The sequence below is a fragment of the Lentzea sp. NPDC036955 genome (genome assembly GCF_055608005.1).
This window is the reverse complement of record NZ_JBVJRC010000015.1, coordinates 44,345-61,170: the sequence shown is the minus strand read 5'-3', so window position 1 is coordinate 61,170 and position 16,826 is coordinate 44,345. Positions and strand designations below refer to the sequence as shown.

At 70.8% G+C, this 16,826-nt stretch carries 17 protein-coding genes; 11 read left to right on the top strand and 6 right to left on the bottom strand.

The window, feature by feature from the left end; all coding sequences use genetic code 11:
- The first annotated feature begins 4 nt into the window (after positions 1–4).
- Together ACZ7CF_RS38285 and ACZ7CF_RS38280 are read left to right on the top strand one after the other, a co-directional pair.
- Positions 5–562 (top strand): helix-turn-helix domain-containing protein, encoded by a 558-nt coding sequence (locus tag ACZ7CF_RS38285; RefSeq protein ID WP_360400840.1) that lies wholly within the window; start codon positions 5–7, stop codon positions 560–562.
- Between the two features lie 9 nt (positions 563–571).
- The gene (locus tag ACZ7CF_RS38280) at positions 572–841 is read left to right on the top strand and encodes a DUF2277 domain-containing protein (protein ID WP_360400843.1); all 270 of its coding nucleotides are present in this window, start codon (positions 572–574) and stop codon (positions 839–841) included.
- Here ACZ7CF_RS38280 and ACZ7CF_RS38275 read toward each other — a convergent pair.
- Entirely contained in the window at positions 838–1,026 is a 189-nt protein-coding gene (locus tag ACZ7CF_RS38275) for a hypothetical protein (RefSeq protein ID WP_360400846.1), read from the bottom strand. The genes ACZ7CF_RS38280 and ACZ7CF_RS38275 overlap by 4 nt on opposite strands.
- A 378-nt stretch (positions 1,027–1,404) precedes the next feature.
- Here ACZ7CF_RS38275 and ACZ7CF_RS38270 point away from each other — a divergent pair, with 378 nt between their 5' ends.
- Positions 1,405–2,055 carry a hypothetical protein gene (locus ACZ7CF_RS38270; protein WP_360400849.1) on the top strand — a complete coding sequence of 217 codons (651 nt, stop codon included), beginning with the start codon at positions 1,405–1,407 and terminating at the stop codon, positions 2,053–2,055.
- A 329-nt stretch (positions 2,056–2,384) separates the two neighbouring features.
- On the opposite strand, the gene ACZ7CF_RS38265 is transcribed toward ACZ7CF_RS38270, so the two are convergent.
- Positions 2,385–3,032 carry an HNH endonuclease family protein gene (locus tag ACZ7CF_RS38265; protein ID WP_360400852.1) on the bottom strand — a complete coding sequence of 216 codons (648 nt, stop codon included), beginning with the start codon at positions 3,030–3,032 and terminating at the stop codon, positions 2,385–2,387.
- Positions 3,033–3,104: 72 nt separating this feature from the next.
- The gene (locus ACZ7CF_RS38260) at positions 3,105–4,055 is read right to left on the bottom strand and encodes a methionyl-tRNA formyltransferase (RefSeq protein ID WP_360400855.1); all 951 of its coding nucleotides are present in this window, start codon (positions 4,053–4,055) and stop codon (positions 3,105–3,107) included.
- An 86-nt stretch (positions 4,056–4,141) separates the two neighbouring features.
- Here ACZ7CF_RS38260 and ACZ7CF_RS38255 point away from each other — a divergent pair, with 86 nt between their 5' ends.
- Together ACZ7CF_RS38255 and ACZ7CF_RS38250 are read left to right on the top strand one after the other, a co-directional pair.
- On the top strand, positions 4,142–5,398 hold the full coding sequence (locus ACZ7CF_RS38255) for a lysine N(6)-hydroxylase/L-ornithine N(5)-oxygenase family protein (protein WP_470372120.1): 1,257 nt from the start codon (positions 4,142–4,144) through the stop codon (positions 5,396–5,398).
- Positions 5,395–6,930, top strand: a complete 1,536-nt coding sequence (locus ACZ7CF_RS38250; protein ID WP_470372119.1) for an amidohydrolase — start codon at positions 5,395–5,397, stop codon at positions 6,928–6,930. Before ACZ7CF_RS38255 ends, ACZ7CF_RS38250 begins: the two co-directional genes overlap by 4 nt.
- Here the strand turns inward: ACZ7CF_RS38250 and ACZ7CF_RS38245 are convergent.
- Together ACZ7CF_RS38245 and ACZ7CF_RS38240 are read right to left on the bottom strand one after the other, a co-directional pair.
- A complete protein-coding gene (locus ACZ7CF_RS38245) occupies positions 6,908–7,234 on the bottom strand; it encodes an ArsR/SmtB family transcription factor (protein ID WP_360400864.1) in 327 nt (108 codons plus the stop codon). The two genes, ACZ7CF_RS38250 and ACZ7CF_RS38245, sit on opposite strands and share 23 nt — an antisense overlap.
- Before the next feature lie 39 nt (positions 7,235–7,273).
- Positions 7,274–8,083 (bottom strand): hypothetical protein, encoded by an 810-nt coding sequence (locus ACZ7CF_RS38240; RefSeq protein ID WP_360400867.1) that lies wholly within the window; start codon positions 8,081–8,083, stop codon positions 7,274–7,276.
- Positions 8,084–8,233: 150 nt separating this feature from the next.
- Between ACZ7CF_RS38240 and ACZ7CF_RS38235 the strand changes: the two genes are divergently transcribed.
- Together ACZ7CF_RS38235 and ACZ7CF_RS38230 are read left to right on the top strand one after the other, a co-directional pair.
- Entirely contained in the window at positions 8,234–9,703 is a 1,470-nt protein-coding gene (locus tag ACZ7CF_RS38235; RefSeq protein ID WP_470372118.1) for a CYTH and CHAD domain-containing protein, read from the top strand.
- A 170-nt stretch (positions 9,704–9,873) separates the two neighbouring features.
- Entirely contained in the window at positions 9,874–11,433 is a 1,560-nt protein-coding gene (locus tag ACZ7CF_RS38230) for a beta-N-acetylhexosaminidase (RefSeq protein ID WP_470372117.1), read from the top strand.
- Positions 11,434–11,437: 4 nt separating this feature from the next.
- Here the strand turns inward: ACZ7CF_RS38230 and ACZ7CF_RS38225 are convergent, their stop codons facing one another.
- Positions 11,438–12,775, bottom strand: coding sequence for an aldehyde dehydrogenase family protein (locus ACZ7CF_RS38225; protein ID WP_458434014.1), 1,338 nt, complete (start codon positions 12,773–12,775; stop codon positions 11,438–11,440).
- Positions 12,776–12,933: 158 nt separating this feature from the next.
- On the opposite strand from ACZ7CF_RS38225, the gene ACZ7CF_RS38220 reads away from it, so the two are divergent.
- From ACZ7CF_RS38220 to ACZ7CF_RS38205, 4 genes are read left to right on the top strand one after another with little or no spacing between them, the layout of a single operon-like run.
- Complete coding sequence (locus ACZ7CF_RS38220; RefSeq protein ID WP_360400879.1) at positions 12,934–14,328, top strand: GAF domain-containing protein; 1,395 nt, start codon at positions 12,934–12,936, stop codon at positions 14,326–14,328.
- A 58-nt stretch (positions 14,329–14,386) separates the two neighbouring features.
- Positions 14,387–15,661 (top strand): FAD-dependent oxidoreductase, encoded by a 1,275-nt coding sequence (locus tag ACZ7CF_RS38215; protein WP_360400882.1) that lies wholly within the window; start codon positions 14,387–14,389, stop codon positions 15,659–15,661.
- On the top strand, positions 15,639–16,196 hold the full coding sequence (locus ACZ7CF_RS38210; RefSeq protein WP_360400885.1) for a DUF402 domain-containing protein: 558 nt from the start codon (positions 15,639–15,641) through the stop codon (positions 16,194–16,196). The genes ACZ7CF_RS38215 and ACZ7CF_RS38210 overlap by 23 nt, the downstream gene beginning before the upstream one ends.
- A complete protein-coding gene (locus tag ACZ7CF_RS38205; protein WP_360401014.1) occupies positions 16,193–16,780 on the top strand; it encodes a nucleoside/nucleotide kinase family protein in 588 nt (195 codons plus the stop codon). Before ACZ7CF_RS38210 ends, ACZ7CF_RS38205 begins: the two co-directional genes overlap by 4 nt.
- Positions 16,781–16,826 lie beyond the last annotated feature (46 nt).

Genomic DNA, 16,826 nt, shown 5'->3' with positions numbered 1-16,826 from the left:
TGAAATGGCAACACTGGGACATCGGCTCGCCGCGTTGCGGGCCGAGCACGACCTGACCTTGGCGGAGCTGTCCGAGAGGACGGGCATCTCCAAGTCGACGCTGTCGCGCCTGGAGACCGACCAGCGCAAGCCGACGCTGGAGCTGCTGCTGCCGCTGTCGCGCACCTACCAGGTCACGCTGGACGACCTGGTCGGAGCGCCGGAGGTCGGTGACCCGAGGGTGCAGCTGAAGCCGCGCCAGCTCGACCACGGCCGCGTCGCCGTCCCGCTGACCCGCTCGATCGGCCCGCTGCAGGCGTGGAAGATGATCATCACCGACGACCGGCTGCACGAGCCGCGCGTGCACGAGGGCTACGAGTGGTTCTACGTGCTCAGCGGACGGGTCCGGCTGCGCCTGGGCGAGAAGGAGGTCGTGCTGCGGGCCGGCGAGGTGGCCGAGTTCGACTGCCGCCAGCCGCACGCGATGAGCAGCGCGGACGGCAGGCCCGCGGAGATCATCAGCCTGTTCGGCAAGCAGGGCGAACGCATCCACACCCGCGCCGCGCCGCCGAAGCGGTCATAGAGTGGGCGCATGTGCCGAAACATCCGGGTGCTCCACAACTTCGAACCGCCGGCCACCTCGTCGGAGGTGCAGGCCGCCGCGGTGCAGTACGTGCGCAAGGTCAGCGGGGCGGCCAAGCCGTCCGCCGCGAACCAGGAGGCCTTCGACCGGGCGGTGGCGGCCGTCGCGGCGGCCACGCAGGAACTGCTCGACGCGCTGGTGACGTCGGCGCCGCCGAAGGACCGCGAGGTCGAGGCGGCCAAGGCGAAGGCGCGGGCCGCCGAGCGCTACGCGCGCTAGTCCCCGGTGCGGGTGTCGAGGTACATGCAGATGAGCTTGGCAGCGACACCGGCGGAACCGACGATGAACGCCTGGTCAGGGCCGAGGGTGAGGGCGATGGCCCACAGCAGCAGCGCGATCAGCACGAGGATGACCGTCACCTGCGCGGCGTGCGGCCACTGGCCGAGGCGGACGGGCCACCTCATCGGCCGACGGTCACCCTCCCTTTTGGGTGAACATCCAGCGGCCTGAACCGCCTTTCCCGCCATCGTGCTCCCTCGCTGCGAAATCTCCTGGTGAACCCATTGTCTTCAGTTGATCTTCTACGCAGGGTTACTCCCGCTGGTCGTGCGGTGAGCGTTGGGTGAGCGTCGGCGAACGGCAGACGAGCGGTCAGGTGGTTGATCGGTCGCCGGTCCGTCACGGTCCGTTCACCGAATGAGGTCCAGAGCACCACCCTGAGTGCCACACGATTGAGTGAACAAGCAACACTACGTAATCACTAGCCCGTTCGGAGCAGCGCCGTTTTTGTCAGACCCCTCCGCTAACGTCAGGTGAAGAAGGCGGTACGAGGGGAGAAAACGTTGCCGGACAACAACGTCAGCGTCACCGCACTGTCGTTCACCGAGTACGTCATGAGCGGTCAGCGTGGACGCATCAACATCGTGTCGGAACAACGGGGGATGTACCTGACCGACGACCCGAGGGTCTGCGGCTTCTACAACCCGATCCGCGACGCCATGCGCCGAGCGGTCAACTCCACCGAACCCGAGCTGGAGCTGAAGAAGGCCGTCATGGCCGCCAACCGCACCGGCCAGCCGCGGGCGTTCGAGGAGATCGCTGACGGCTTCCTGCCCTGGCTCGCCGCGTTCAAGGCGACCGGCGTGCCGGTCGAGGGCACCACCTACCGGGCCGGCGAGCTCACGCTCCGGGTGCGCCCGCACCTGGGTCTGCGGCGCAAGGACGGCTCCACCTACGCGGTGCTCGTCCACACCAAGGAGGTGCCGCTGACCAGGGAGGCGGCGAACGTCGGCCTGCGGATACTGCAGCACACCACCGCCGGCACGCTGCCGGGCGCCACGCCGATGGTGCTCGACGCGCGGCGCGGCAAGGCCTACCAGATGCCCAAGCGCACGAACCTGGGCAAGCTCGACGTGCTGATCGCGGCCGAGGCGATGGGTTACGTGACGCACTGGAAGCTGTCCGGCCTGTTCGAGTCGGTCCAGGTCGGCTAGCTCCGGCGCGACTCGGCCCGTCCACGGCCGGGCCGGGTCACCGCGCGGATGTCGTTGCAGCCGGTCTCAGGTGCGAGTGGTCGTCCGCGGGTGGATGACCGGCGTGCGGGCAACGGGTGTTGTTCAAGCCAAGACCGGGGTGTCGTGGCGTGCCCTGCCCGAGCGGACAAGGGCTGCTCCAGCAAGCCCATCCGCTCTCGCCTGAGCCGCCGCGGCATCCGGGCCACCATCCCTGGACGCCGCGGTCGACAAGCCAGCCGGGCCCGCCGCGGCCGGGCCGGGTCACCGCGCGGATGTCGTCGCCCACCGGCGACGTGCCGCCGAGGCGGTCAGCAGGCCTTGAGCAGCGCGGCCAGCGCGTCGTGCTCGGCCTGGTCGACGGTCAGCTTGTAGCTGATCTTCACCGAGATCCAGTGCTGGGCGTAGGTGCACCAGTAGGACTCCACCGGCGGCTTCCACTTCGCCGGGTCCTGGTCGCCCTTGCCGCGGTTGGTCTTCGCGGTCACGGCGACCAGCTGGATGCCGCCGAGGTCGTTGGCGAACGCCTTGCGCTGCTCGTCGGTCCACTTGTCGGCGCCGGAGCGCCAGGCCTCGGCCAGCGGCACGGTGTGATCGATGTCGATCTCGGCCGCGTCCTTGACCACCACGTTGTCGTACGGGCTGGTCCAGGTGCCGGAGACGGCCTTGCAGTCCTTGTCCGTCGTGACGTCGGCGCCCTGGCGCTGCAGCACGATCTCCCTGGTGTCGCAGGAGTCCCCCTGCGACGCCCAGTGCGGGAACCGGTCGCGGCTGTAGCCGGTCATCTTGCCCTCTGGCGCGATCTGCAGCGCGTTGAGGTCGGTCGAGCTGCCCGGCCGCGGTGCCGGCGTGCTGGTCGTCGTGGGCCCGTCGTCCTTCGACTGGAGCTCCGTCAGGTACCAGCCCACTGCCACCAGCAGCACGAAGACGACAAGTGACGTCACCGCAGCGCGATTCATGCGGCAATGATCGACCATGCGGGTCACGGGCAGGTCACCCGGCCCGTGATTCCGCATGCCGGACGAGCGGTGTTACTGCGGACGCGAGGTCAGGTAGCCGCCCATGGTGCGGAAGTACTCCTGCGCCTTGAGCTCGGTGCCGTCCGCGGTGCGAACCTTCTTGACCAGCAACGCCTTGCTGCGACCGCGACGGGCCTCTGCGCCGGCGACGACCGCCACGCCGTCGCCCTCGCGGTAGAAGATGCGGCCGGGGGTGCCGCCGTAGACCTCGGCGGAGACGTCGGCCTCGATGATCTCCAGGCGCTCACCGCGGTGGAAGCAGAACGCGCTCGGGTACGGCGCGCACTGCGCCCGCACCAGCCGGTCCAGCTCCTCCGCGCTCCAGGTGAAGTCGATGCGCAGGTCCTCCTCCGCGCGCTTGTGGAAGAAGGAGGCCTGCGACCGGTCCTGCTTGGTGAAGTCCGTGCGCCCGGAGGCGATCTCGGCGAGGCCGTCGACGGTGATCGGGCCGAACAGCTCCAGCGTCTTGGCGAACAGGTCGGCGGCGGTGTCGCGCGGGCCGACGGGGACCGAGCGCTGCAGCACGATGTCGCCGGCGTCGAGGGTGTCGTCCATCATGTGCGCGGTCACGCCGACCTCCTTCTCGTCGTTGATCAGCGCCCAGATCAACGGGGAGAAGCCCGCGTACTTCGGCAGCAGCGAGTCGTGCACGTTCAGCGTGCCGCGCTTGGGCAGGGCGAAGACCTGCGGCGGGATCCACGTCCGCCAGTTGCACGCGACGATCACGTCCGGGTCGGCGGCCTTGAGCGCGTCGAGCAGCTCCTGGTCCTCCGGCCGTTCGCGGATCAGGACGTCGACGCCGTTCTCGCGGGCCAGGTCCTCGACCGAGTCGCTCCAGACCTTCTCGTACACGCCCTCACCCCTCGGGTGGGTCACCACCAGGACGACCTCGTGCTCAGATGCCAAAAGTGCCTGCAGGGTGCGATGACCCCAGGTCTGGAACCCGAACATGACGACCCTCATGGGGGTGTCCTCCTTCGACGCGGTGAGATACGGTCAGGCTAACCTAACGAAGTGCTTGCAGATAAGCTTAGGCTGCCCTAAGTTGAATGCTCGTGCACCCCATCTACGACGTCGTCGGCATCGGGTTCGGACCTTCCAACCTGGCGCTCGCCATCGCTCTCACCGAGCACAACGAGCAGGCCGAAACCCCTGTCACCGCGGTGTTCCTGGAACGCCAGCAGGCGTTCGGCTGGCATCGCGGCATGTTGCTCGACGACGCCACGATGCAGGTCTCGTTCCTCAAGGACCTGGTCACCATGCGGAACCCGACCAGCCGCTTCTCGTTCCTGTGCTACCTCAAGGACCGCGGCCGGCTCGTCGACTTCGTCAACCACAAGAACCTGTTCCCGCTGCGGGTCGAGTTCCACGACTACTTCGAGTGGGCCGCCGCGCAGGTCGACGACCTGGTCACCTACGACGCGGAAGCCGTTGGCGTGGAAGCGGTCGAGGACGACCTGTTCGAGGTGACGACCGCCACGGGTGACGTCTACCGCGCCCGCAACCTCGTCTTCGCCACGGGTCTGCGCCCGACCGTTCCCGAGGGCGTCGTGCTGTCGGACCGCGTGTGGCACAACAGCCAGTTCCTGCACCGCGTCGGTGAGCTCAAGGACCCGAAGCGCCTTGTCGTCGTGGGTGCCGGGCAGAGCGCGGCGGAAGCGGTCGCCCACCTGCACCGCGAGTTCCCCGGTGCCGAGATCTGCTCGGTGTTCTCCCGCTACGGCTACAGCCCCGCCGACGACAGCTCGTTCGCGAACCGGATCTTCGACCCGGAGGCCGTCGACCACTACTTCGACGCGCCGGACGCGGTGAAGCAGCGGTTGATGGACTACCACCGCAACACCAACTACTCCGTGGTCGACGTCGACCTCATCGCCCAGCTGTACCGGACCACCTACCGGGAGAAGGTGCTCGGCACCGAGCGGCTGAAGATGATGAACATGACCCGGCTCGTGGCGGTCGAGGAGTCCGCGACCGGCGCTCGTGCCGTGGTGCAGTCGCTCGTCACCGGCGAGCAGGAGTTCCTCGACACCGACCTGGTGCTGCTCGCAACCGGCTACGACGAGGCCGCGCCCGCCCTCGGTGCGCTCGACGCGGCGTGCGCCCGTGACGCCGCGGGGCGGCTGGTCGTGGGCCGGGACTACCGCGTGCGGACGTCGTTGCGCGGCGGCATCTACGTCCAGGGCGGCACCGAGCACTCGCACGGCATCACGTCGTCGCTGTTGTCCAACGTCGCGGTGCGGTCAGGTGAGATCCTGGACTCCGTGCTGACCAACACCCCCGTGCCGGTCCTCGCGACCGCGTGAGACTCGACCTGAAGCTGACGGGCTGCCGGGCCCTCACGATGGACCCGGCCCGCCCCGCCGCGCACACGATCGGCATCTGGCAGGGCCGCATCGCCGGGCTGGACGAGCAGGTCGAGGACCTGTCGGCGGCCGAGACCATCGACCTCGGCGGCGCCGTGGTGCTGCCCGGTTTCATCGACGCGCACACGCACCTGGCGTGGAACGGCCGGCGCACCGTCGACGTGACCGGGCTGGACACCGTCGCCGCCGTGCAGCACGCGTTGGCCGACGCACCCGGCACGGCGTGGATCGAGGCGTCCGGCTACGACCGGCGGATCATGGACCGCCCGCTGACCGCGGTGGACCTCGACGCGATCAGCGGCGACCGGCCGGTGTACGTGGCCGACCTGTCCGGGCACGCGTGCGTCGTGAACTCCGCCGTGCTGCGCCGGCTGCCGGGCATCACGAGCGACGGCTGGCTGACCGAGAACGAACAGCTGGCCGCGCGGTCGTTGCGGCTGCCCTACTCGGTCGACGAGGTCGTCGACGAGCTGCGGCGCAGTGCGGAGCAGGTGCTGGCCGAGGGCGTGACGATGTGCGCGGAGGCGGGCATCGGCGCCGGGCTGATCGCGTCGAGCCCGCTGGAGGCCCTGGCCTACCAACGGGCCGAGCTGCCGATCCGGGTGCAGCTCATGGTGTCCGCACACGTGCTGCACGACGTGGCCGCCGATCCGGCCGATGGCATCGCACGGGCGATCGACCTCGGGCTGCGCACCGGGTTCGGCGACGACATGCTGTCGTTGGGCGCCATGAAGCTGTGGACCGACGGCGGCATGATCGCGCGCACGGCCGCGTTGACCGAGCCGTACGCCGGGAGCGACAACGTCGGGCAGCTCGCCGAGCCGGAGGAGCTCATGCGGGCGGCGATCGCCGACGCGCACAACGCCGGGTGGCAGCTCGCGGTCCACGCGATCGGCGACCGTGCGATCGACTTCACCCTCGACGCGGTGGCGCGGGCGCAGTCCGCACGACCGCGCCCGGACGCCCGGCACCGGGTCGAGCACTGCGGCCTGGTGCGTCCCGAACAGCTCGGGCGGATCGCGGCCCTCGGGATGATCCCCGTCGTCCAGCCGACGTTCCTGTGGGCCTACGGCGACGACTACAGCGAGATCATGGGACCGGGCCGGGCGCCCTGGCTGTACCGCGGGCGGTCGTTCCTCGACCACGGCATCACCGTGGCGGGCAGCTCCGACCGGCCGGTCGCGGACGGCGCACCGTTGCGCGGCATCGAGTTCATGGTGCGGCGGCGGTCGTCCGGCGGTCGCGCGGTCGGTCAGGACGAGGCGATCAGCGTCGAGGAGGCGATCCGCGCGTACACGCTCGGCAGCGCCTACGCGTGCCGCAAGGAGGACGTGCTGGGCAGCCTCGCCCCTGGCAAGCTCGCCGACCTCGTGGTGCTCGGCGACGACCCGCGCACCAGCGACGCGATCGCCGACATCCCCGTGCTGGCCACGATGGTCGGCGGGAACCTCATGCCTCAGCGATCCGCTTGAGCCTGGCGAGGCGGCTGTCCCACTGCGAGGCCAGCGACGCCATCCAGGAGGCGGTGGCGTCGAGCGCGTCGGACCGGACCGAGAAGCAGTTCTCCCGGCCGGCCCGCCGCGACGTCACCAGCTCGGCGCGTTCGAGCACGGCCAGGTGCTTCACGATCGCCTGGCGGCTGACCGGGAGCTCGCCCGCGAGCGCCGACGCCGACACCGGGCCGCGGGCGGCGACGAGGTCGAGGACCTGGCGGCGCATGGGGTCCGCGAGCGCGGCGAGGACCTCGCTGACCCGGTCCTGATCGTCCTGCTTCACCCTGCGGAGCCCTCCTGCAACCGTGCGGTTGCAGCAAGGCTACTGGAGGTGGAACGTGGCGGCCAGCGTCGCGAGCCGGTCGGCGACGTCGGCGTGGACGTCGGCCCGGCGCACCCACGCCTCGGTGCCGCTGCTCGCGGACGGCGGCGTGCCCAGCGGCGAGACCGCGTCGGTGACGCCGTACTCCAGCCGGTAGGCGAGGACCGCGATCGCCGACTCCAGCCAGAACGACGGGTCCGGCGCGGTGATCTCGCCCAGGCCGACGCGGAACCACACCGGCATCCGCGCGTACTGCCCGAGCGCGTCGGAGATGCGGCGGGCGGCGGCGTCCCTGATCTCGGCGCGGGCCTTCTCGCCCGCGCGCACGGCCTCGGTGCGCCACTCCTCGCCGACGGCCTCCTCGTCGGCCGCCAGCCGTTCGGCCGCGCGGAGCGCACTGGCCTCGTTGGCGTGGATCAGCCACTCCACCTGGCGCACCTCGTGGCTGAGGGCGTCGCGTTCGAAGCGCGGCACCCGTCCGCTGGCGAGCCTGGAGCGGGCCTCGTCGCGGCGCGCCTTGAGGCCCTCGAACTCCAGCACCTCCCGGCGCAGCTCGACCCGCATCGGGTCGGCGAGGAGCTCCTGCTCCGCGTCCCACGCCGTCCGCAGCGCACTGACCAGCGGCGCGATGTCGTCGGCGACCGCGTCGAGGTCCACCAGCGCGCCGTCGCCGGCACCGGACAGCCTGCGCTCCAGCGCCGTGAGCCGCGCCGTCACCCGCTCCAGCTCCGCGGCGAGCTGGCCGACGTGGCTGATCAGCGTGGCGACCTGCGGTTCGACGACGTCGAGGCGTTCCTTCTCCGTGGGCACGCGACCAGCGAACCGGACGGTGCCCGACCGGCCAAGGCGCGTACTCCTGATTGCACGCCATCGAGTACCGCTTCCGCCCGGCCGAGGCACGCGCCCTCACCCACCGTCACGACGCGGGTGAACTGGGCCGAAGCGGGGTATGAATGGGAAATGGCGACCTCTGCTACCGAGACCGAACGCAAGTACGAGGCCCCATCGGACGCGAGTCTGCCGGACCTCACCGAGATCACCGGTGTCGTGACGGGCCCCGAGGAGTTCGACCTCGAAGCCACCTACTTCGACACCGACGACTACCGCCTCGCCCGCGCCGGCGTGACCCTGCGCAGGCGCGTCGGCGGTCACGACGAGGGCTGGCACCTCAAGCTGCCCGCCGGCACCGACTCGCGCCAGGAGCTGCACGCCCCGCTCGGCCGCGCCGTGAAGACACCGCCGAAGGACCTCACGTCCCTGGTGCGCGCCCACACCCGCGGCTCGTCCCTGGCGCCGGTGGCGCAGATCAAGACGAACCGCCGCCGCTGGCAGCTGTCCAACGGCGACGGCGAGATGCTGGCCGAGGTCGTCGACGACGTGGTGACCGCCCAGACCATGGGTTCGTCCACCCGCACCACCTCGTGGCGCGAGATCGAGGTCGAGCTCGGCACCGGCGACCGCGCCCTGCTCGACACCGTCGAACAGCACCTGGGCGACGCGGGCATCCACCGCTCGTCGTCCTCCTCGAAGCTCTCGCAGGTGATCGGCGTCAAGCGCGACCCGATACCGCGCGTGACGAAGAAGTCCACGGCGGGGGACGTCGTCCTCGCCTACCTGCACGAGCAACGCGCCGCCCTGCAGAACGAGGACCCGCGCGTGCGCCGCAGCGAGGACGACGCCGTGCACCAGATGCGCGTCGCCACCCGCCGCATGCGCTCGGCACTGCAGGCGTTCGGCAAGGTCGTCGACCGCGACGCCACCCGCACCCTGACCGACGAGCTGAAGTGGCTCGCGGGCGTCCTGGGCACCTCCCGTGACCTGGAGGTGCTGCGGACGCGCTTCGAGCAGGCCCTGCACGCCCTCCCGCCGGAGCTGGCCCTCGGTGACGTGGCCGCACGCCTCACCCGCCACTTCGCCCCGCGCGAGGCCGCCGCGCACGAGGCCTCCGTCGCCGCCCTCGACGACGAGCGCTACTTCGCCCTGCTGAACTCCATCGACACCCTGCTCACCGATCCCCCGCTCACCCCGCTCGCCGCGGGCAGGGCCAAGGACGTCCTGCCCAAGCTCGTGGAGAAGGCCCGCCACCGCCTGGACGCCCGCATCAAGACCGCCCTCGCCACCGACGACAGCGACACGCCCCTGCACGAGGCCCGCAAGGCCGCGAAGCGCCTGCGCTACTCCGCCGAGGTCGCCGAACCCGCGCTCGGCAAGCACGCCACGGCCCTGCGCAAGCGCGCCAAGGAGGTGCAGACCCTGCTCGGCGACCACCAGGACTCCGTCGTGGCCCGGCCGGTGCTGCTGGAGCTGGGACGGGGCGACGACAACGGGTTCACGTTCGGGCTGCTGTACGGGCAGGAGGTGGAACTCGCCCACCGGACGGAGGCGGCGCTTCCGGCTCTGTGGCACAAGCTGTCGAAGGAACACCCTTAGACCGCAGGGATTCAGGGTCGGGCCGGGGACGGGACGTCCCGCCCCCGGCCCGTTCGCGCAAGCCTCCGGGAACCGGCACAATTGGTCTGGACCTTGACATCCCGGCCGGGCGCTGAAACCGTGATCCCCAGCGCCGCCGCCACTTCGCTCCCTGCCCTGGAGGACGAGTCGTGGCACGACATCGAGCCAAATCCGCCCTGGCGGCCGTGCTGATCGCCGCATCTGGAGTCCTGGTGACCGGTACCGCCGACGCAGCCCCACCGCCCCCGCAGCTCGTTCCGCACCCCGCCCAGCTGACCGCGCGTCCCGGCGTGTTCACGCTGTCGCCGTCCGCCAAGATCCAGGTGACCACGCGGCACGCCGCCGCACCCGCCGAGCTCCTGGCCGACACCCTGCGGCCCTCCACCGGTTTCCGCCTGCCGGTCACCGACCGGCTCGGCCACACCGGGATCGTCTTCGCGGGCGGCGCCGACCGGAAGGTCGGTCCCGAGGGCTACCAGCTCGACGTGACGCCGAGGCAGGTGGTCATCCGCGCCAACACGGCGGCCGGCCACTTCAACGGCGTGGCCACGTTGCGCCAGCTGTTGCCCGCCAAGGCGGAGGCGAAGCGGAAGCAGCCCGGGCCGTGGCAGGTCAGGGGCGCGAGCATCACGGACTTCCCGCGCTACCACCACCGCGGCGCGATGCTCGACGTCAGCCGTCACTTCTTCACCACCGACCAGGTGAAGCGCTACGTCGACCAGCTCGCCACGTTCAAGATCAACTACTTCCACCTCCACCTGTCCGACGACCAGGGGTGGCGGCTGGAGATCAAGTCGTGGCCCGAGCTGACGAAGATCGGCGGCAGCACCGAGGTCGGCGGCCGCACCGGCAAGCTCTACTACACGCAGCAGCAGTACAAGGACCTCGTCGCGCACGCGGCGTCGCGCGGCATCACGGTGATCCCCGAGTTCGACATGCCTGGTCACACCAACGCCGCCCAGGCGAGCTACGCCGAGCTGAACTGCGACGGCCAGAAGCGGCCGCTCTACACCGGCATCGAGGTCGGCTTCTCGTCGTTGTGCATCAACAACGACGTCACGTACCGGTTCGTCGAGGACGTCGTCCGCGAGGTCTCGGCGATCACGCCCGGTCCGTACTTCCACCTCGGCGGCGACGAGGCCCACTCGACCTCCGACGCGGACTACCAGACGTTCATGGACCGCGCGCTGCCGATCGTGAAGAAGTACGGCAAGACCACCGTCGGCTGGCACGAGTTCGTCAAGACCACCACCGACACCTCCGTCGTCCCGCAGTTCTGGGGCACCAAGACGACCAACGCGGACGTGGCCGCGGCGGCCCAGCGCGGCAACAAGGTGCTCATGTCGCCGGCGAACCGGGTCTACCTCGACATGAAGTACGACAAGAACACCGCACTCGGCCTCAGCTGGGCCGGGTACGTCGAGGTGAAGGACGCTTACAGCTGGAACCCCGGCGCGTACCTCGACGGCGTCGGCGAGGCCAGTGTCCGCGGCGTCGAGGCTCCACTGTGGACGGAGACGCTGCGGACGACGGCCGACATCGAGCACATGGCGTTCCCGCGCCTGCCCGTGGTGGCCGAGCTCGGCTGGGCACCCGCCTCGGTCCACGACTGGGAGCGGTTCGCGCCGCGGCTGGGCGCGCAGGCACCCCGGTGGGAGGCGATGGGCATCGGCTACTACGCCTCCCCCCAGGTGCCTTGGCGCAAGTGAGCGGTCAGAAGTAGCCCTGCGCGCGGTCGGTGTAGCTGACCAGCAGGTGCTTCACGCGCCGGTACTCGGCGAGCACCGCGGTGTTCGCCGGGTACGCGTGGTAGTTGTTCACCCAGACCCGTTCCGCGCGCAGCTCCTGGCCGAGGCGGTGGGCCAGCACGACGTCGCGGGACCAGACGCCGGCGCCGATCTGGGCGGTGGCCTCGTTGGCGATCTTCACGGCGTCGTCGCGGTCGTCGAACCTGGTCACCGACACGACCGGGCCGAGCACGTCGTCGGCGAACACGCCGGAGCGGTGGTCGCCCTCGAAGATCGTCGGCTGGACGTAGTGGCCGGAGGCCTCGCCGCCGGTGACCAGGCGGGCGCCCTCGGCCCTGCCGCGGGCGACGTAGGCGAGCACGCGGTCGCGCTGGGCCAGCGACACCACGGCGCCGACCACCGTGTCGGTGTCGAGGGGGTTGCCGGTGCGCAGCTGCCGGGTGCGTTCGGTCGCGAGGTGCAGCAGCTCCTCGTAGCCCGCGGTCTGGACCAGCGCGCGGGACGGGGCCGTGGCCACCTGGCCCTGGTTGGCCGCGAACATCGCGAAGCCCTCCAGCGCCTTGTCGAGGAAGTCGTCGCGCTGGGCGGTGACGTCGGCGAAGAAGATGTTCGGGCAGCGGCCGGCGACCGCCGGGTGGTCATCAGATCCGGTGATCACGTTCACCACACCGGGTGGCAGCAGGTCGGCGATCACGTCCATGAGCACGTGGACCGACGCGGGCGTCTGCAGCGCGGGCTCCAGGACCACGGTGTTCCCGGCGCCGAGCGCGGGGGCGAGCACGCGGGCGGCGTGCAGCAGCGGGAACGCCCAGCCGAGCCTGCGCTGCACCACGCCGACGGGCTGGTGGGTGCGGTAGTCGGTGGTGCCGCAGCCGAGCTGCTCGACCGTGCCGACCTCGGTGCGGATGACGGCGGCGACCTGGCGGAACTGCTCGATCAGCATCGGGACGTCGTTGACCAGCGCCTCGCGCACCGGCTTGCCGTTGTCCCACGTCTCCGCGACGGCCAGCTCGGTGGCGTGCTCCTCGACCCGGTCGGCGATCTCACCCAGGACCGTGGCGCGCTCCCGTGCCGTGGTGCGCCCCCAGGCCTGTGCGGCACCGCCGGCCGAGTGCAGCGCACGGGCGCGATCGGCGTCGGTGCCGCGCGCGACCTCCGTGAACACCTCGCCGGTCACCGGCGTCACGTTCTCGGCGTACTCGCCGGCGACGGGTGGCACGTGGTCGCCGCCGATGAAGTGGTCGTACCTGGGCCGGTACGCGACCACGCTGCCGGGCTGCCCCGGTGCCGCGTACTGCGTCATTCTCGACTCCCTGCGGAAGATGGCCCACCGATCGCCTGAGGTGGGGGAAATGAGAAAGTAGGCAGCAGAACGTTGCATGCTCGTTGCAAGCCGTGGATGGACCAGTGACCGCCGACCACCGGCAACACGCACTGTTGCTCAGCCGGGTCAGAGATGCCGTGTTGAGTGGCACTCGCACGGCCGATTCGCCACGCTCCGTCATCTCGGCGTCGTGGCAGCGGTCACTCGCGGCCAACGTGAACCCCGACCTGCACACCGCGCCGACGGTGTTCGCCCAGGACGAGCTGCCGGACCTGCGTGAACGGCACCCGCTGCACCCGACGCTGCCGGTGCTGCGCGAGACGCTGCTGGGCTTCGCCGAGGAGGCGAGGCACATCATGGTGGTCGCGGACGCCCAGGGCCACATCCTGTGGTGCGAGGGCTCCCACCCGACCCGCTCCTACGCCGAGGACGTCGGCCTGGGCGCGGGGACGCTCTGGTCGGAGGACGCGGCGGGGACGAACGCGATGGGCACCGCGCTCGCGGTGAACTCCAGCGTCACCGTCCACTCCGCGGAGCACCTGGTGCGCACCTACCACCACTGGACGTGCGCGGGGAGCCCGGTGCGCGACCCGGACACCGGCGAGGTGATCGGCGTCGTCGACCTGAGCGGTCCGATGGAGACGATGCACCCGTCGATGGTGGCGCTGGTGTCGGCCTCCGCCCGGCTCGCCGAGTCGGCGCTGCTGGCCAGGATGAGCGCCCAGGACGAGGAGCTGCGGGCGCGCAACATGCGGCACCTGGTCGCGTTGCGCGGTGAGCCGGGCGCGTTGCTCAGCCCGACCGGCCGGGTCGTCGCCGCCGAGCCGTACGGGCTGGTGCCACCGCGCGTCGACGTGTCGTCGGACCGGGTGCGGCTGCCCGACGGCCGTGACGCCGTGCTGGAACCGCTCGCCCACGGGTACCTGCTGCGCGTTCCCCGGCAGCGGCTCGTGCGCCGTTCGGTGCTGTCGCTGTCGTTCCTGCTGCCCGAACCGAAGGTGGTGCTGGACGCCCGCGAGGTGCCGATCTCGTTGCGGCACGCGGAGATCCTGTGCGCGCTGACGGTGCACGGCGGCCTGACCGCCGACCAGCTCGCGTTGCGGCTCTACGGCGAGCGCGGCAACCCGACGACCGTTCGTGCGGAGTTGCACCGGTTGCGCGCGCAGCTGGGCGCCGGCGTGCTCGCGACCCGCCCGTACCGGCTGACCGCGCACGTGGAGGCCGACTTCCTGGCCGTGCGCGCCGCCCTCCGCAACGGTGACGTCCCGCTGGCCGCCTCCCGCTACCGCGGCACGCTGCTCCCCCGTTCCGAAGCGCCGGTCGTGCTGGCCGAGCGCGACGACCTGGCGAGCGGTGTGCGCCGGGCCGTGCTGTCGCGCGGTGACGCGAACGCGCTGTGGACGTTCGTCCAGACCGACTCCGGTGAGCACGACGCCGAGGCGATGGAACAGCTGGTCAGGCTGTTGCCGCCGAACGACGTGCGGGTCGCGATCACGACCGCCCGGCTGCGGAGGCTCAACCAGGACGATTGACAAGACTCTCAGCACATGAATATCTTCTCAACTAAGATACTTGGTTGAGGGGGAAGTCATGCGCGTACTCATCATCGGAGCGGGGACCGGTGGCCTGTGCCTGGCACACGGGCTGAAGAAGGCCGGCGTGGACGTGGCGCTGTTCGAACGCGACCGCACGCCGCGCAGCATGCTGATCGGCTACCGGGTCGGGATCAGCCCGGACGGCAGCAAGGCGCTGCACAGCTGCTTACCCGAGGAGGTGTTCGCCGAGTTCGTGCGCACCACGGCCCGGCCGCCGAAGCTGATCAACATGCGCACCGAGAAGTACCGCGAGCTGCTGGTCGCGGAACTGCCCGAGCAGAGCGACGAGTCCCGCAGCGAGAAGTCGGTGAGCCGCATCGCGATGCGGACCGCGCTGCTGACCGGGCTGGAGGACGTCGTGCGGTTCGACAAGGCGTTCACCCGCTTCAGCCGCAACGACGACGGCTCGGTCACCGCGTTCTTCGCCGACGGCACCTCCGAGACCGGTGACGTGCTCGTCGGAGCCGATGGCGCGCAGTCGAAGCTGCGCAAGCAGTACCTGCCGCACGCGCGGATCTCCGACACCGGCATCACCTCGATCGCCGGCAAGCTGCCGCTCACCCCGGAGAACCTGGCGCTGTTGCCACCGCAGGCGGAACGGGCCGTGACGCTGCTCCACGGCCCGCGCGGCTCGTTCGTGATCCTGCACGTCATGCGCTTCGACACCGCGGGCGTCGAGGACGACTACATCATGTGGGGCTACGCGGCGGCACACGACAAGTTCCCCGAGCTCGACGGGCTGGACCAGGAGCAGCTCAAGCAGGTCGTGCTGGGGATGACGCCGAAGTTCCACCCGAACCTGCGCGAGCTCTTCCGGCTGGCCGACCCGCGGACCGTGTTCCGGATCAAGGTCCGCACGTCGGAGCCGGTGCGGCCGTGGAAGCCGAGCAACGTCACGCTGATCGGTGACGCCGTGCACCTCATGACGCCGGGCCGCGGCATCGGCGCGAACACCGCGTTGCGCGACGCGGAGCTGCTGACCCGCAAGCTCACCGAGGCCCACCGCGGCAAGGACGTGGTCACCGCCATCGGTGAGTACGAGACCGAGATGGTGGAGTACGGGTTCAAGGCCGTGCTCGCCTCGCGTGAGCAGATGGACGGCACCGGCATGCTGCACAGGCCCGTGATCGGCCGGGTCGTGCTCGCGATGTTCCGCACGGTCCTGCGCGTCACGAACGCCGTTCCCGCGCTCAAGCGGCGCATGATGGCGAGGGACGCGGCCGAGCGTGATCACGTAAGTTCGGCGCATGAGGTTGTTCACGCCGGGTGAGGTGGTCGTGCGGCGGGAGGTGCTGCACGGCAGGGTCTGGTCGGAGATGCCGACCAGGGTCGTGGTCGACGAGCCGGGGCTGCTCGCGGTGTTCGTGGAGCCGGGCACCCCGCTCACCTACCCCGAGCACCACCACCCGCACCCGTGGGACCGGCCGGAACGCGGTTTCTGGCGCGGCCACGGCAAGCTCATGCTGCACCGCCCGGACGACGCCTACTCGGTCGACCTGTTCTGGCACGGCGAGGACCGCCGCTTCGGCAACTACTACCTGAACCTGCAGGCGCCCTACCGGCGCACGGCCGACGGTTTCGAGACCCTCGACCACGCGCTCGACTACACCATGGCGCCCGACGGCACGTGGCAGCAGCGCGACCTCGACGAGTTCGAGGAGCAGGTGGCGGCCGGCAAGTACTCCGCGGCGGAGGCCGAGGCGATCCGCGCGGAGGGCGTGAAGATCGAGCAGATGCTGGCGTCCGGTGAGATCTGGTGGGACACGGCCTGGGCGGACTGGGCGCCGTCACCGGGGTGGCGATGAAGGTCCGGCCGCTCTCCCACGACACCCTGGTCGCCGAGATCGTCTCCCGCGTCACCGCGCTGGACGGCCGGGTGCGCGTGCTCCTCGACGGCGCTCCCGCCGCCGAACCGGGCAAGCTCGCCGACGCGCTCGTGGAACCGTTGCGCGCCACGGGCCGTTCCGTCCAGCGCGTGTCCACACAGGACTTCCTGCGACCGGCGTCGGTGCGGCTGGAGCACGGCCGCACCGACCCGTACTCCTACCGGCACGACTGGTTCGACCTGGCCGGTCTGCAACGCGAGGTGCTCGACCCGGCCTTGGACGGCAAGGTGCTGCCGTCGCTGTGGAACGCCGCCACCGACCGGGCCAGCCGCGCGGAGTACGTGGACGTGCCGGAGAACGGCGTGGTGCTGGTCGACGGCACCCTGCTGCTCGACCGGTGGCTGCCCGCGGAGCTGACCGTGCACCTGTGGCTCTCGCCGGGAGCGCTGCGCCGCAAGACCGCCGAGCAGTGGACGCTGCCCGCGTTCGACGACTACGAGCCGGTGGCCGACCTGGTCGTGCGCTACGACCACCCCGACCGGCCGGGCCTCGTCGAGTCGTGACCCGTCCCTGCTCCACGCGGCGTTCCCGGGACCGCGCCCCCGCCGT

What these genes read in the sequence shown, in the direction of transcription:
- ACZ7CF_RS38260 (WP_360400855.1), bottom strand. Translation starts at nt 4,055, where the DNA reads ATGAGGGTCGTCATGTTCGGGTTCCAGACCTGGGGTCATCGCACCCTG.
- ACZ7CF_RS38205 (WP_360401014.1), top strand. Translation starts at nt 16,193, where the DNA reads ATGAAGGTCCGGCCGCTCTCCCACGACACCCTGGTCGCCGAGATCGTC.
- ACZ7CF_RS38275 (WP_360400846.1), bottom strand. Translation starts at nt 1,026, where the DNA reads ATGAGGTGGCCCGTCCGCCTCGGCCAGTGGCCGCACGCCGCGCAGGTG.
- ACZ7CF_RS38265 (WP_360400852.1), bottom strand. Translation starts at nt 3,032, where the DNA reads ATGAATCGCGCTGCGGTGACGTCACTTGTCGTCTTCGTGCTGCTGGTG.
- ACZ7CF_RS38210 (WP_360400885.1), top strand. Translation starts at nt 15,639, where the DNA reads ATGAGGTTGTTCACGCCGGGTGAGGTGGTCGTGCGGCGGGAGGTGCTG.
- ACZ7CF_RS38215 (WP_360400882.1), top strand. Translation starts at nt 14,387, where the DNA reads ATGCGCGTACTCATCATCGGAGCGGGGACCGGTGGCCTGTGCCTGGCA.
- ACZ7CF_RS38235 (WP_470372118.1), top strand. Translation starts at nt 8,234, where the DNA reads ATGGCGACCTCTGCTACCGAGACCGAACGCAAGTACGAGGCCCCATCG.
- ACZ7CF_RS38280 (WP_360400843.1), top strand. Translation starts at nt 572, where the DNA reads ATGTGCCGAAACATCCGGGTGCTCCACAACTTCGAACCGCCGGCCACC.
- ACZ7CF_RS38255 (WP_470372120.1), top strand. Translation starts at nt 4,142, where the DNA reads ATGCTCGTGCACCCCATCTACGACGTCGTCGGCATCGGGTTCGGACCT.
- ACZ7CF_RS38225 (WP_458434014.1), bottom strand. Translation starts at nt 12,775, where the DNA reads ATGACGCAGTACGCGGCACCGGGGCAGCCCGGCAGCGTGGTCGCGTAC.
- ACZ7CF_RS38285 (WP_360400840.1), top strand. Translation starts at nt 5, where the DNA reads ATGGCAACACTGGGACATCGGCTCGCCGCGTTGCGGGCCGAGCACGAC.